Below are 13,304 nucleotides of genomic sequence, written 5' to 3'. Positions count from 1 at the left end.
GACCGTGCTGGACACGGCGGCCCTGGATCGGGCCCCGCTCGGCCGAGTCCCGCAGCAGCACTGCCGGACTGAACCGTCGTCCGCCACTGCTGCGCCAACGCATCTCCGGCCCGGTATCGCCGGCGCGGGAGCCCGCACCACCCAGAGAGGTGACCGATGGCTCGACAACGCCTTCACCCCACCGCATCCCCGCCTCCGCCCGCGGCGGCAGCCCCGTCACGCGGTCCAGCTCGTGTTCTGGAGGGCGTGATGGTGACCGGGACCTACACCATCGGCAAGCGTGTGCGCTTCGAAGCGGCCCGGGAGCTCGATGGGGTGGACGCCAGCGACTCATTCACCGCGGAGGTCGTCCTGACAGCACGTGAGCTGACCAGGCCGGGCTTCGTCTGCGACTTCGGCGAGCTCGCCGGGCTCCAGGAGCACGTCGACGCGGTGCTTGACCACCGGGACCTCAACGCGGTGCTGGCCGATGCCAGCGACAAGGGCATCGCCGAGCACCTGCACGCCAGCGCGGAGGCGACCCTGCCCGGCGGCGCCCGCGAGCGGCTGAGCGAGGTGCGGATCCTCACCGGCCGACCCGTCTCGGTGGTCGAGCCGACGGCCGCCCGTTTCCGGGCCCGGCACTGGCTGTGTGGCCTTCCGGCCGGGCACAAGTGCGGCCGCCCGCACGGGCATGCCTACGTCGTCACCCTGCCGTTCGAACTGCGGGGCGACCAGCTGCTCCCCATCCCCGGCCAGCTGCGCGCGTACCTGCTGGCCGACTTCCACCAGCAGGTGCTGAACGAGGTGCTCGACGTGAACCCGACGTCGGAGCATCTTGCCGCGCACCTGGCCCGCTGGCTGACAGCGCGCGGCCTGGCGGATCCGGCGGGGCGCCCCTTCATCGTGCGCGTATCGGAGACGGAGAGCACCTGGGCCCAGTTCGCCCCGGACGCGGGGGCATCTACGTGACGGGGCGGGGCCTGCTGCCCGTCGCGAGGACGGATGTGCTGCTCTGCGAGGTGTTCGGCCCGACCCTTCAGGGCGAGGGCCCCTCGGCCGGCCAGATCGCCTCGTTCCTGCGGACCGGGGACTGCAATCTCGCCTGTACCTCCTGCGACACCCCGTACTCGTGGGACTGGCAGCGCTTCTCGCGCGCCGAGCAGACGCGCCGAGTGCCCGCCGCGGATGTCGCCGCCGAACTGCTCCAGCACCCGACACGCCTGGTGGTCGTCACCGGGGGCGAGCCGATGCTGCAGCAGAGCCAGCTGGCGCCGGTGGCCGCCCGGCTCAAGAAGGCCGGGCGCCGCGTCGAGATCGAGACCAACGGCACCATCGCCCCAGCCGGCGGCCTGGACGAACACGTCGCCCTGTACGTGGTCTCCCCGAAGCTCGCCCACATGGGCGGCCCGGAGCACCGGCGGATCCGCCCCGAGGTGCTGATCGCGTTCCAGGCCACCAGGCGCGCGGTGTTCAAGTTCGTCCTCGACAGCCCCGCGGACGCCGAGGAACTCGCCACCTTGCAGGACCAACTCGGCCTCGAACGGGTGTGGGTCATGCCCGAGGCCACCACCGCCGCTGCCGTCGTCGGCGGCATGCGGGCGCTGGCCGACGTCGCGATCGAGCGCGGCTGGAACGTCAGCTCCCGCCTTCACGTGCTGCTCTGGGAGGACGAACGTGGCCGCTGACCCGACGCCCCGGCAACTGACCTGGGACGACATCGACCGGCATGTCGACCGGATCGCCCGGGCCACGGGCGAGATCGGCACACCGCAGACCCTGGTGGCCGTCGTGCGCGGAGGCATGGCCCCGGCCGTGCTGCTGGCGCACCGGCTCGGCGTGCGGGACGTGCGGGCGCTGGAGGTGACCCACACCGTCGACGACAGCGCCAACGCAGCGAAGACGGCCCGGCCGCAGGCCCGCAACACCGCCTCGCTGGGTGATCTGTCTGGCCTGGACGTCCTGGTGGTCGACGACGTCGCCGGCACCGGCGAGACGCTTGCGGCCGCCGTGCGCCTGGTCGAGCTGGCCGGCGCGGCCAGGGTTCGCAGTGCGGTGTGCGTGGTCAACGAGGCGAACTGGACCGGTGTGCTGGCGCCGAGCGAGGCGGTGACCGCCATCGGCGAGACGGTCTCGGGCTGGGTGGTCTTCCCGTGGGAGCGCGGGGCCTTCGAGGGCGAGTCGGCGGCGCCGCTGGCGGCCGGACCGAGGAAGGGATCTTCGTGAGTACGATCGCGTTCTGCCTGCTGTCCTACCGGCCCGATCACCCTTCGGGGATCGAGCGGTCCATCGCGGCCCTGGTGGAGGGTGTGCGCAGGCTCGGCCACACGCCGCTGATCCTGGCGGCCGGCCCCGGCCGCCAGGAGGACGTCAAGGAGCCTGGTCTGATCCGGCTGGAGACGATCACCCTGCCGCGCCCGGCGCTGAACCAGGACGTCCTTGCCGCCTTGGCCGATCCCGCGCCGGTGGTGGAGGAGGTCCGCGGCATCCTGGCCCGCCATGGCGTCGACGCGGTGTGCTGGGCTGACACCCTGTGGGGACTGGGCTACCTCAACCCGGCGCCGCAGGGCGTCACGTCCGCACTGATGGTCCACAAGATCCGGCCGAGCGGTGAGGACCGGTGGCAGCGGGCGCTGGCCGCGGTGGACGTGGTCTGCCCGGCGAGTGACTACCTCGCCGCGCAGGGCGCCGCCGCGGGCCTGCACCACGGCACGTGGGTCACGGTCCCCAATGCCCTGCTCACCGCCCCCGCACCCGTCGAGCCTGCCCGGCGGGCCGCTCTGCGCGGTGACGGGCCGATCCGGATCGCCTCCCGGGTCGAGCCGGCCAAGGGCCTGGCGGAGTTCCTCGCCGCGATGCCCGAGAACTGGAGCCGCCCCGTCGAACTGGTCCTGGCGGAGGCCGACTTCGAGTTCTGGAGCGGCATGCAGAGCCAGGTGATCGCCGACTGCCGCGAGCAGGCCGCGCGCCGCCCGGACGTGATCCGGATCCTGCCCGCGCTGGGCTGGCTGGAGGTGCCCGCCTTCCTGGCCGGGGCGGCGGCCACCGTCATCTCCTCCACCGAGCCGGAGACCTTCTGCCACACCGCGGCCGAGGCCCTGTCCGTCGGTACCCCGGTCATCTCCTTCGACTTCGGGAACGTGCCGACCATGGCCGGCCCGGCCGGGCGCGCCGTTCCCGAAGCCGACGGACATAGCGGCCTGTGGACGGCGCTCGCCGACCTGCTCGCCGACCCCGGCACCTACCGGCAGGCCAGTTGGGCCGCACCCGGCCGGGTCAAGGACTTCACCTGTGAGGCCGCCGCCGCCACGCTGCTGGCCGCCCTCGGCCTGTAGCACCGCCTGCGCCGCCGCACGGGTCGGCCGTGCGGCCCCGTCGATCCCTTCCCACGGACAAGAGGAGGGCAACGTGTTCAACCTCGCCCCCGGCGACCGCGCTCTGGTGGTCGCCACCCACCCCGACGACGAATCCCTGGGCCTGGCCGGCACCATCGCCAAGCTGACCGGCCACGGCGTGATCGTGGACGTCCTGGCTGTCGCCCTCACCAGCGGCCCCATGCACGGCGGACACTCGGACGCCGCCGTACGGACCCGGGAGTTCACCGACGCCTGCGACGCGCTCGGCGTGCGGGCGCGCACCATCGCCTGGACCGACAAGCCGCACGCCGCCAACCCCGGCGCGCACCTGCCCGACCTCGTGCGGCTCATCGAAGCCGGACCCACCGCCTCGCTGGCCGCCACCCGCCCCGCGGTGCTCTTCCTGCCCGCCGCCGGTGCCCACCACCAGGACCACCAGGCCGTCCACACCGCGGCCCTGGCCGCCGCCCGCCCCGCACCCGCCTGCCGACGGCACATTCCGTGGAGCGTGGTGGGCTACGACGGCCCCGAGGACCGCGCCTACCTCGCCGCCCACGCCCACCGGCCGCTGATCGTGGACACCAGCAGCCAGTGGCCCGCCAAACGCAAGGCGCTGGAGTGCTACGCCACCCAACTGCGCCCCGCCCCGCACCCGCGCAGCCTCGACAAGATCCGCGCCCAGGACGAAGCCGCGGGAGCTGCGATCGGAGCCGACCTCGCCGAGCGGTTCGCCCTCTACCGGATGGCGGCCTGACATGCCGCGAGCGCTGCGCGCCGAGGTGCTGGTCGCGCACCAGCCCGCCTACCTGCCCTGGCCCGGCTATTTCTCCCGGCTCCTGGACGTGGACCGGCTCGTCCTGCTGGACCACGTCCCCTACAGCGAGCGCGGCTGGCAGAACCGCAACACGGTCACCGGCCCGCACGGTGAGCGAATCCGCCTGACCGTCCCCGTCACCCGCACCTTCGGCCAGCCCCTGGCCGACGTCCGGGTCGCGGAGGACCGGTGGCGGGCCCGGCACTGGCGCACCCTGTGCCAGACCTACGCCCGCGCCGCCCACTGGCCCGCCCTGCAGCAGCGCCTCGCGCCGATCTACCAGCGCCCGTGGACGCACCTGGCCGACCTCAACGCCGCCGTGCTGCAGGTGATGCTGCGCCAGTTCGGCCTCGACGTGCGCCTGGAGCGCTCCAGCGACATCGCACCGGCCGGCCCGAAGACCGGGATGCTCGCCGACCTGTGCCGGCGCACCGGAACCAGCGTGCTGCGGGTGGGCACTGGCGCCGCCGACGGCTACCTCGACGCATGCCTGCTCGCCGAGCACGGCATCACGGTCGAAGTCGCCACCTACGCCCCGCCCACCGAGGGCCCGGCCGGGGCCAACTCCGCCCTCGACCTGCTCGCCCACCACGGCCCCCAGGCACTTCGATTCCTGGAGGCCGCAGGGCGCCTGCGCCCGCTTGCACCGACGACCCAGGAGAGCACCGCGTGACCACCACCGCTGAACGAGCCCCTGCCACCGGCGAACCCGCGCCATCTCGGGTCGACACCGCGGCCGTCGAGGCCTGCGTGCGCGACCTGCTGCGCGCGCTCGGCCAGGACGTGACCAGCCCGGGCTTGGCCGATACCCCGGGCCGGGTCGCCCGGTTCTACCAGGAGTTCCTGGAGTACCAGCCGGGCAGCCTCGGCACGGTCTTCGAGCACCAGGTCACCGGCGCAGGCTGCGTCGCCGTGGGCGGCATCCGCACCGCCAGCCTGTGCGAGCACCACCTGCTCCCGTTCGAGGTGGAGGTGTGCGTCGCCTATGCTCCCGCCGGCCAGGTGCTGGGGTTGTCGAAGCTGGTGCGGATCGTGGAGAAGCACGCGCACGCGCTGCAGCTCCAGGAACGGCTCACCGTCCAGGTCGCCGAGGAGGTCGCCCGGCTGACGGGCAGCAAGGCGGTTGCCGTGTGGGCGGTGGGCGAGCACCAGTGCATGACGGTGCGCGGGGTGCGCGCCCACGGCTCCCGCACCGCCACCGAGTACCTGCTCCCCACGCTGGCCGACCACCCGGAACTGGTCGAGCGGCTGCGCCGCACCGCGGCGATGACCGGCGGCGAGCTGTGAGCGCCTGGGTGGCCCTGGAGGGGGTCAACGGCGTCGGCAAGAGCCACCTGGGGCGGCTGGCGGCCGGCGTGCTCGGCGAGCGGTGCGTGCCGCTGGTCGAGCTGCCCGACTCCGAACCCGCCGGGCTGCCCGGGCAGGTGATCGCCGCCCTGCACAGCGCGGGTGACCGGTTCCTGCGCACCGGCCACCCGCGCACGGAGACGCTGCTGCTGGCCGCTCTTCAGGTCCACCGCTGGGAGGCGCTCCCCGCGCCGGGCGCCGGGCAGGTGGTGCTGGAGGACCGTGGCCCGGCCTCGGTCGCCGCCTACCAGGCCGCCGTCCTCGCCGAATCGAGCGACGCCACGGACGCCTGGGCACTGGAGCAGGCCCTGGCCATCGGGCGCGCCATCGGGGCGTGGCGGCCACCGCCCACGGCCACCGTCCTGGTCACCGACGACCCCGCGCTCTGCCTGGCCCGGTTCGAGAGGCGCACCGGGCGCCCGTGCAGCGCCGACGAACGCGCGCTGATGGCCCGGGCCGGACGCCTCTATCACCTGCTCGCCCACGACCGGCCCGACCGGTATGCGCTGCTGGACCGGCGCGCCGTCGGCGAGCGGGAAGCCGTCGAGTTCATCGCCGACGTGTGCCGCACCGCGGCCGCGGGGGCCCTTCGGGAAGGGACGACGCCGTGAACAGGCCGATCAGCGTGCTGTGGGGGCTGCGCTCGCACTGCGCCTCCCACGGCTGCCTGTACTGCTACTTCGGCACGATCGCCGAGCACCGCGAGCAGCTGCCGACCGCCCCGGGCGTGCTCTCCCACCTGTCACCGCACGACCTGACCGCCGCCGAGGTGCTCGCGTTCGCCGAGACCCTGGCCGACTCGCCGGTGGGCCGGGTGTTCCTGGCAGGCGGGGAGCCACTGCTGTGGAAGCCAATCATGAAGCTGATCGAGATCCTCAAGGCCGGGAGGTTGGAGGTCGTGGTGTGCACCAGCGGGGTCGCACTGAACCGGCCGGAGCTGCGCGAGCCGCTGGTCGAACTCGACGTCGACGCGGTCTCCGTCTCGCTGGACTCCGCCGACCCCGCCTACAACGACACCTGGAGGCCGCCGCGCCGCGACGGCGACGGCTGGCAGAAGGTCGTCTCCGGCATCAGCGCCCTGATCGAAGCCCGCGGGAGCGCGCCGCGGCCGAAGGTCGGGATCTACAGCGTGATCACCCGCCGCAACCTGGCGGACGTCGTCGCCGTGCCGGAGCTGGCCGCCGCTCTCGGCTGCGACTACGCCGTCCCCCAGCCGATCGCCCTCGATCCGGGCCACAAGCTGGCCGACGAGCTCGCCCTCACCCCCGGCGACCTGCCCGAGCTTCAGCGGTACTTCGGCGAGCTGTACGCCGCCGATCTGCCGCTCGTGCTTCCCGGCGCCGGCTATCCGGGCCAGGTCGCCTCCGCCGTCACCCGGCCGACCGGGCTCGTGCCGGGGTGCTTCGGCGGGAACACCTTGTTCTTCATCGAGCCGGACGGCACGGCGTGGGACTGCCCCTCCTCCCTGAAGATCGCCGCCACCCCGGCCGAGCGGCACCGGAGCATCGCGGGCGCCGCCGCCCGCGACCTGTTCCCCGCCCCCGCCGGGTACGGGGTCGACTGCGCACTGTTCAGCGTGGACTGCGTGAACATGTGGCCGCTCACCGGTTTCGACCGCATCCTCACCCCGACCGGATTGGACGTCACCGATGCCTGAGCAGGACACCGCGCACGAGGCGATCGGGGCGGTGCTGGCCCGCATGCCCGATCCGGTCGGCTACCACGAGGCCCGTGCTCTGGAGGCCGGTCTCGCCCAGGCATTCGGGGTCCGCCGGGCCGTCGCCCTCTCCTCAGGCACCGCGGCGATCCACACCGCGCTGGCCGCCTGCGGCATCGGCCCGGGCCAAGACGTTCTGATGCCCGCCGTCACCGTCGTCATGACGGTGGCCGCCGTCGTCGCCACCGGAGCCCACCCGATCTTCGTGGACGCCGCCGACGACGGGCGCGGCATGGACCTGAAGGACCTCGCCGCGAAGACCGGCCCCGACACCGCTGCGATCCTGGCCGTCCACCTGGCCGGGCGCACCGATCGCATCCACGAGGTGGCCGCCTACGCCCGCACCGCCGGCCTGCGCCTGATCGAGGACGCCTGCCAGGCCCAGGGCACCACCACCGGCGGCCGGAACGCGGGCACCATCGGCGACATCGGCGCCTTCTCCCTCAAGGACGGCAAAGTCATCTCCTGCGGCGAAGGCGGCTACCTCCTCACCGACGACACCGACCTCGCCGACCGGGCCGCGGCCTTCCGCACCCACTGGCAGACTCCGGCCCCCGGCGCCCCGGGCGGCAGCCGCCTCGGCCACAACTTCCGCCTCGCCGAACCGCTGGCCGCCCTCGCCCGCCACCAACTCCAGCGCTTCCCCGAAGCCCTGGCCCAGCGCCGCCACCAGGCCGTCACCCTCCACCACGCCGTCGACGACACCCCCGGCCTGGAACCCCTCCACCCAGCCGACGGAGAACACCCGAACGGATACAGCGCCCTGTGGCGCCTGACCCTGCCCGAGCCGCGCGCCTTCAGCACCCGCCTGGCCGGGGCGGGCGTGCCCAACAGCGTCGGCACCCACTGCCTGACCGCGGTCCACCGCCACCCCGCCTGCGCACACCTCGCCACCGGCGATCTTGCCCGCGCGCAGGCTACTGTGGATGCCCTGCTGGCGGTTCCCTTCACCGAGCACGACACCGACGACGTGCTTCGGGAACTGGCCCTGACGATCCGACAGGAGGCCGCACGGTGGCAGGCTCGCTGATGGGCGACCCGCGGTTCGCCGCGCTGACCCTGCTCGTGGTCGACTTCGAGGCGCTCACCCCCGCCGGGCGCCCCGCCGAGCCGATCGAGGTCGCAGCCCTCGCGCTGCGCCCCACCGAACGGGGGCTGCAGGAGGTCGGACGGTTCGAGGCCCTGATCCGTCCCCCGGCCGACGTGCCCGTCACCTCGCTGGACACCGCGCAGACCGGCATCACCGCGCAGTTGCTGGCCGCCGCCGGTCCGGCCGGCGAGGTTATGGCCCGCCTGGACGCGCGTCTGACCGCCCCGCCGTACCGGATCGTGGCCCACCACGCCTCCACGGAAGCCGGGCTGATCGCCCACCAGGGCGCGCACTGTCCCGTCCTCGCGAACACTCCGCTCCTGGACACCGTGCGGCTGGGCCGGGCGGTCGTTCCCGGACTCGGCTCGTACCGCCTCGACAACCTCCTGGCCTACTACGAGATCCCGCAACCGGCCCGTCGGCACCGGGCGATGCCCGACGTCGACGTCACCGCGCAGCTCCTGGAGCGGCTGCTGGACGAGGGGTGCGCCGCCGGGCGGTGGCGCACCCTGTTCGACCTGGACGCGGCCGCCGGGTCGCAGCCCAAGCGACTGACCCCCGCGCGCGAGACGGAGCAGAGCGCCCTGTTCTGACCCTCACACCGCCAGGCGCAGCGACCCGTCCGCGATCATCGCGAACAACTGCTTCACCTGCAGCCGCGAGTCCTCCGAGAAGCCCTCGACCTCGGCGGCCTCCTGCCCGGTGAACCACCGCACCTGGTGCACCGCGCCCTTGTTCGCGGGCGCGCCGCGGTCCACGGCGACGAACACGTGGTCGATGTGGACGTGCGGCTCGCGGGTGTGGTTGTCGGCGCAGGCCTCCATCTCCACCACCCACCACGGAGCCACCACCGCACTGTGCGGAAACCCGGCCGGCAGCGCGAGCGTCGGCCCGGGCAGCAACTCGGCCTGCAGCCCGGTCTCCTCCTCGATCTCGCGGACCGCGGCCTGCGCCGCGCTCTCGTCCACCTCCACATGCCCGCCGCTGGGCAGCCACATCTCCAGACGCGGGTGCCACACCAGAGCGGTCCGGCACTGCCCGTCCCCCTCGGTACGGAACACGAACGCGCTGGCGGTCGATTCCTTGATCATCAACGTCTCCTCCGCCTTCAGCCACCATCACAGCGCCACCCCGGCCGCAGCCCGCGACGACGCGCCCCGAGCCTTTCACACCCCCCACCACCACCCTGACGTACCGTCACCACCACCACAGGAGATGATCCGTGGAACCCGTCTGGAACGGCCTGCTGACCTGCGACTACGAACACACCAGGCCCGGCAGCACCGCACTGGAACTCGACCTGTACACCACCTCGCTCACCAGGTGGCCCAGCGCCTTCATGGACGACCCGCGCCCCTACGGCCGGCTGCGCCGCCCAGGGATCGTGGACATCCCCGAACCCGACCACCTCGCCCTGACCGGCCGCTGGCACGACCGGCTCGCCGACCCGGCCCACGCGAGCGCCATGGTCGATGCCGCCCGCGTCCGCCAGCAGCGCACCGAAGCCGCCCTCCAGGCCCTGGAGCACAGCCTCGACACGGACACCACCAGCGCCGGGGCGCACCTGGCGGCAGCGACCCAGGCGTTCCTCGGCGTGATGTCCGCGCACATCGTCAACTGGCTCCTGCCCGAGGAACAGTGGGAGGACCTCCTCACCCGGCTCCTGGGCAGCCTCGAGGACGGCCGAGCGTGCCTGCTCGCCCTCAATACCCCGGGCGAAACCGGGTACCTCCTGCACGCCCACCAGTTCCTCCTCCAGAGCGCCGAAGCCGTACACGAGGGAACCGACCTCGACATCCTCGCCACCGCGGTAAGCGCCCGCAGCGGAACCCTCTACGGCCCCGGCTCGCCCGCCACCGCCGCCATGCCGCTCGAAGACCACGCCCGCGCCGCCGACCTCCTGACCACAACCGCCCGCACCGACACCGCAGGGCAGCTCGACACCATCCACGCCGCACGCCTGCGCGCCGCCGCGCTGCGCGACGCCTGGGCCCTGGCCGCGCTCTTTGCCGCCGCCGGGGACGACACCGCCACCCGCCAGGTCCAGGCCCTGACCACCGTGTGCCGGTGGGCGGCAGACAGCGAGGAACGACGCAAGGAACTGCGCCACCGCTACCTCGCCGCAGCCCGCCGCTGGTGCGAGCAGAACGCCACCGACCCCGCCACCATCACCACCGCCGACCTCCTCACCACGGGAGCCGCACGATGACCCGCCCCGTCCTGCCTACCCTCGACCAGCCCCTGGAGCGCGCGAGCGCCGGAGCCAAGGCCACCGCGCTGGCCACCCTGGTCCGCGCCGGCCTTCCCGTCCCCGCCGGAATCGTCATCCCCGTCGACCACCCCGACCGCGACCTGGCGGCGGCCGTCACCGAGATCCTCACCCGCACCGCCGAGGCCGCGCCCTACGGGCTGATCGCCCGCTCCTCAGCCGTCGGCGAGGACGGCACCACCGCCTCCTTCGCCGGCCTCTACACCTCCCGCATCGCCCCCGCGGAGCCCACCGCGCTGCTCGCCGCCGTCCGCGCCGTGCGCGCATCCGCCCACGGCGCCACCGCCGCCGCCTACAGCCGGGCCCTCGCCACCACTGGCGAAGCGGGGATGGCCGTCCTCGTGCAGCCCGCGCTGCGGCCTGCATGCTCGGGAGTCCTCGCCGCCCGCGTCTCCGGCAGCCGCTGCACCCGGTGGCGGATCGAGACGGTCCACGGCCTCGCCGAGCCCCTCGTCAGCGGCCGGCAAACAGGCGAGATCCACACCGGCGAGCCCGACGGCACAATTATGGTCCACGCCAGCGTCCAGACGACGCTGCAACTGCCCGGTGCACCGGCCGAACTCGCGCTGCCCCCTGGCGAATGGGTGCACCCCGACCCCGACTCCCCAGCCCGAGCGAAGATCCAGACCTCCAGCGACGGCGTGCTGACCCTGTACGCGCCCGCCGACATGGCCGAGCACGCGGTCCTCGCCGACGACCTGCGCGAGCAACTCCTGCGGGCGGCCGCACACGCCGCCGGCGCGCTGTGCGCCGAGCACATCGATGTCGAATGGGCCGTCACCTTCGAGGGCCGCCTTCACCTCGTCCAGGCCCGCCCGCTGACCACACCGCTCACCCCGGTGAGCACTGGCACCGCCCTGACCGAGCCGCAGGTCCTGCACGGGATTCCCGCTGCCCCGGGCATCGGCACCGGCCCGGCCGTCCTGGACACCGCTGCCGACACCGCCAACCGCGTCCTGGTGTGCGACGCGCTGGGCCCCGAAGCGGTCGCGGCCCTGCTGGCCCGGCCCGCCGCAGTCGTCTCCACCACCGGCGGACCCCTCTCCCACACCGCGATCATCGCCCGCGAACTCGCGATCCCCTGCGTCACCAACGTCACCAACGCCCTGACCGCCATCACACCCGGCACCACCCTCGAAGTCGACGGCACCGCCGGCACCGTCCGCCGCTCCCCGACCGTCCCGGCCCAGCGCACCGCCCAGCAACGGCTGCTGACCGGAACGGCCGTGCTGACCCACACCTGGCCCCGGGACGAACCCACCGACGGCCGGGCCGCGACGATCCTCCTCCATGCCCCCCACGGACCCGCGCTCGCGGACTTGACCGCCGTCATCACGAACAGCACCACGCCGGTCGGCATGCTGATTCCCACCGGCACCGACACACTCCCGGCGCCCGACGGCTACCGGACGATCAGCCTGTCGGACATGGGCGTGCTCCTGTGGCCGGCAAGTGCCATGCCGCCGCCCACCGCCATCGCCGTCCTCGGCCCTGACCAGCAGATCCTCCACCAACGAAGTGTTCCTCAACCGGGTCCTGGAGAAGCTCGGTTTCGTCCGTGAAGGCACCCTCCGCGAGGACTGCGTCGTCAACGGCGACGTCTCCGACTCCTGGGTCTTCGGCTTCCGCCGCGAGTGGCACCCGACGGCCACGCTGGCGGTCGGCCGCTAGAAGGCTGAGGGCCGGGCAGAGACGACGTCCAGCCGCACCGCGAAGTGGTACATGGCGGCGGCCTTGCGGTTCAGAATGCGCAGATACGCCCAGTGGTTACGCCACTTCCCGGGCTGCCGCAGCACCCGCTGCAGCGGCTCGGCGGGCTCGCAGCCGACCAAGTGCAGCGGGCCCGCCGTCTGCTGGGCCCGAGCCCGGTACAGGCCGGAGACGGAGACGCAGCGGACCGGCTCGCCCCAGCCGTCCGACGCGAACAGCTCGACGTGGTCGACCAACGGCGGGGTATCCCCGACCTCCTCCTCCAGCCTCACGCCCGCCGCCACCACCACGTCCCACAGCCCCTGCCCCGCGCCGCTGGGTGTGCGGGCCAGCACTTCCGCGTCCACCAGCGTCCACCACTCCGGGCGTCCGCCGGACCACACCTCCACCAGTACGTCCCCCAGCCCGCCCGCAACCGTCCACGGCCCCTGCAGCGGGCAGCCGCGCAACGTCAGCAGCTCGCGCGGATACCGGACCGGCTCGACGAACCAGCCGTCCAGCCCCGCACACCGGCCCCACAGCGGTGCGTCTTCATCCTCTGCTCCGCCGACGAGCAGTGCCCGTATCGGGTGGGGGCGATTCCAGTAGGCCGGGTCGTCAGCGATCACCGCGGCAGTCTGTCACAGCGTCAGCAGCGCGGCGCTCGGCCGCCGCGGGTCACTCCTCGACAGTCGCCATGGTGTCGGCCTGGCAGGAGGGGTCCGCGTTGCAGCCCACCGCGGCGGCCGTGAACACCACTGAGCGAGAACGGCTGCGGGACCGCACAGGCCGCGAACAGCTTGAGCGACACGCCAGTGCCATAGATGCCACCGCGGCAGATCAGCTGAGCCTGGGACACCGCTGAACGCAACGACCTGGAACAGGCGAGAGAAGCAGTGCTACTGAAGTTGAATTCGTGATGTCGCTCGGATGGGTGAAGCAGTAGCATTCGCCTGCCGTTGGAGGGTTGGTCCCGGTAGTCGTGTGCTGTGAGGTATGCACAGGGTGGCGGTTTGACCGACGCGGAGAGGGCCGCGCGGGAG

Annotated in this window: 15 protein-coding genes and 1 pseudogene; 14 read left to right on the top strand and 2 right to left on the bottom strand. The window is 73.3% G+C overall.

The window, feature by feature from the left end; all coding sequences use genetic code 11:
* The first annotated feature begins 249 nt into the window (after positions 1-249).
* From AB0P03_RS36175 to AB0P03_RS36125, 11 genes are all read left to right on the top strand, one after another.
* Complete coding sequence (locus AB0P03_RS36175; RefSeq protein WP_363632848.1) at positions 250-951, top strand: 6-carboxytetrahydropterin synthase; 702 nt, start codon at positions 250-252, stop codon at positions 949-951.
* Positions 948-1,667 carry a 7-carboxy-7-deazaguanine synthase QueE gene (locus AB0P03_RS36170; RefSeq protein WP_363632846.1) on the top strand — a complete coding sequence of 240 codons (720 nt, stop codon included), beginning with the start codon at positions 948-950 and terminating at the stop codon, positions 1,665-1,667. Before AB0P03_RS36175 ends, AB0P03_RS36170 begins: the two co-directional genes overlap by 4 nt.
* The gene (locus tag AB0P03_RS36165) at positions 1,657-2,205 is read left to right on the top strand and encodes a phosphoribosyltransferase family protein (RefSeq protein WP_363632844.1); all 549 of its coding nucleotides are present in this window, start codon (positions 1,657-1,659) and stop codon (positions 2,203-2,205) included. The genes AB0P03_RS36170 and AB0P03_RS36165 overlap by 11 nt, the downstream gene beginning before the upstream one ends.
* Complete coding sequence (locus AB0P03_RS36160; RefSeq protein ID WP_363632843.1) at positions 2,202-3,314, top strand: glycosyltransferase family 4 protein; 1,113 nt, start codon at positions 2,202-2,204, stop codon at positions 3,312-3,314. The genes AB0P03_RS36165 and AB0P03_RS36160 overlap by 4 nt, the downstream gene beginning before the upstream one ends.
* A 73-nt stretch (positions 3,315-3,387) precedes the next feature.
* Positions 3,388-4,089, top strand: coding sequence for a PIG-L family deacetylase (locus tag AB0P03_RS36155; protein WP_363632841.1), 702 nt, complete (start codon positions 3,388-3,390; stop codon positions 4,087-4,089).
* A gap of 1 nt (position 4,090) precedes the next feature.
* Positions 4,091-4,822 (top strand): WbqC family protein, encoded by a 732-nt coding sequence (locus tag AB0P03_RS36150; RefSeq protein WP_363632839.1) that lies wholly within the window; start codon positions 4,091-4,093, stop codon positions 4,820-4,822.
* Positions 4,819-5,436 (top strand): GTP cyclohydrolase I FolE, encoded by a 618-nt coding sequence (folE, locus tag AB0P03_RS36145; protein ID WP_363632837.1) that lies wholly within the window; start codon positions 4,819-4,821, stop codon positions 5,434-5,436. Before AB0P03_RS36150 ends, folE begins: the two co-directional genes overlap by 4 nt.
* Entirely contained in the window at positions 5,433-6,107 is a 675-nt protein-coding gene (locus AB0P03_RS36140; protein ID WP_363632835.1) for a thymidylate kinase, read from the top strand. The genes folE and AB0P03_RS36140 overlap by 4 nt, the downstream gene beginning before the upstream one ends.
* Entirely contained in the window at positions 6,104-7,153 is a 1,050-nt protein-coding gene (locus tag AB0P03_RS36135) for a radical SAM protein (protein ID WP_363632833.1), read from the top strand. Before AB0P03_RS36140 ends, AB0P03_RS36135 begins: the two co-directional genes overlap by 4 nt.
* On the top strand, positions 7,146-8,243 hold the full coding sequence (locus tag AB0P03_RS36130) for an aminotransferase class I/II-fold pyridoxal phosphate-dependent enzyme (protein ID WP_363632832.1): 1,098 nt from the start codon (positions 7,146-7,148) through the stop codon (positions 8,241-8,243). Before AB0P03_RS36135 ends, AB0P03_RS36130 begins: the two co-directional genes overlap by 8 nt.
* Positions 8,228-8,896: a 3'-5' exonuclease gene (locus AB0P03_RS36125; protein ID WP_363632830.1), complete on the top strand. Its 669-nt coding sequence runs from the start codon at positions 8,228-8,230 to the stop codon at positions 8,894-8,896. The genes AB0P03_RS36130 and AB0P03_RS36125 overlap by 16 nt, the downstream gene beginning before the upstream one ends.
* A gap of 3 nt (positions 8,897-8,899) precedes the next feature.
* On the opposite strand, the gene AB0P03_RS36120 is transcribed toward AB0P03_RS36125, so the two are convergent.
* The gene (locus AB0P03_RS36120) at positions 8,900-9,394 is read right to left on the bottom strand and encodes an NUDIX domain-containing protein (RefSeq protein ID WP_363632828.1); all 495 of its coding nucleotides are present in this window, start codon (positions 9,392-9,394) and stop codon (positions 8,900-8,902) included.
* A gap of 131 nt (positions 9,395-9,525) precedes the next feature.
* Here AB0P03_RS36120 and AB0P03_RS36115 point away from each other — a divergent pair, with 131 nt between their 5' ends.
* From AB0P03_RS36115 to AB0P03_RS36105, 3 genes and pseudogenes are all read left to right on the top strand, one after another.
* Positions 9,526-10,512 (top strand): hypothetical protein, encoded by a 987-nt coding sequence (locus AB0P03_RS36115; protein WP_363632827.1) that lies wholly within the window; start codon positions 9,526-9,528, stop codon positions 10,510-10,512.
* Positions 10,509-12,134: a PEP/pyruvate-binding domain-containing protein gene (locus AB0P03_RS36110; protein ID WP_363632825.1), complete on the top strand. Its 1,626-nt coding sequence runs from the start codon at positions 10,509-10,511 to the stop codon at positions 12,132-12,134. The genes AB0P03_RS36115 and AB0P03_RS36110 overlap by 4 nt, the downstream gene beginning before the upstream one ends.
* A pseudogene (locus AB0P03_RS36105) lies at positions 12,103-12,243 on the top strand (GNAT family protein); the annotation flags it as partial. The gene AB0P03_RS36110 and the pseudogene AB0P03_RS36105, both read left to right, overlap by 32 nt.
* On the opposite strand, the gene AB0P03_RS36100 reads toward AB0P03_RS36105, so the two are convergent.
* Positions 12,240-12,890, bottom strand: coding sequence for a hypothetical protein (locus AB0P03_RS36100; RefSeq protein WP_363632824.1), 651 nt, complete (start codon positions 12,888-12,890; stop codon positions 12,240-12,242). The pseudogene AB0P03_RS36105 and the gene AB0P03_RS36100 sit on opposite strands and share 4 nt — an antisense overlap.
* Positions 12,891-13,304 lie beyond the last annotated feature (414 nt).

Origin of the sequence: Kitasatospora sp. NPDC088779 (assembly GCF_040685395.1) — a bacterium.
GTDB lineage: Bacteria > Actinomycetota > Actinomycetes > Streptomycetales > Streptomycetaceae > Kitasatospora.
The sequence above is the reverse complement of the archived record's forward strand: the minus strand, read 5'-3'. Positions and strand labels throughout refer to the sequence as shown.

What these genes read in the sequence shown, in the direction of transcription:
- AB0P03_RS36120 (WP_363632828.1), bottom strand. Translation starts at nt 9,394, where the DNA reads ATGATCAAGGAATCGACCGCCAGCGCGTTCGTGTTCCGTACCGAGGGG.
- AB0P03_RS36175 (WP_363632848.1), top strand. Translation starts at nt 250, where the DNA reads ATGGTGACCGGGACCTACACCATCGGCAAGCGTGTGCGCTTCGAAGCG.
- AB0P03_RS36110 (WP_363632825.1), top strand. Translation starts at nt 10,509, where the DNA reads ATGACCCGCCCCGTCCTGCCTACCCTCGACCAGCCCCTGGAGCGCGCG.
- AB0P03_RS36130 (WP_363632832.1), top strand. Translation starts at nt 7,146, where the DNA reads ATGCCTGAGCAGGACACCGCGCACGAGGCGATCGGGGCGGTGCTGGCC.
- AB0P03_RS36150 (WP_363632839.1), top strand. Translation starts at nt 4,091, where the DNA reads ATGCCGCGAGCGCTGCGCGCCGAGGTGCTGGTCGCGCACCAGCCCGCC.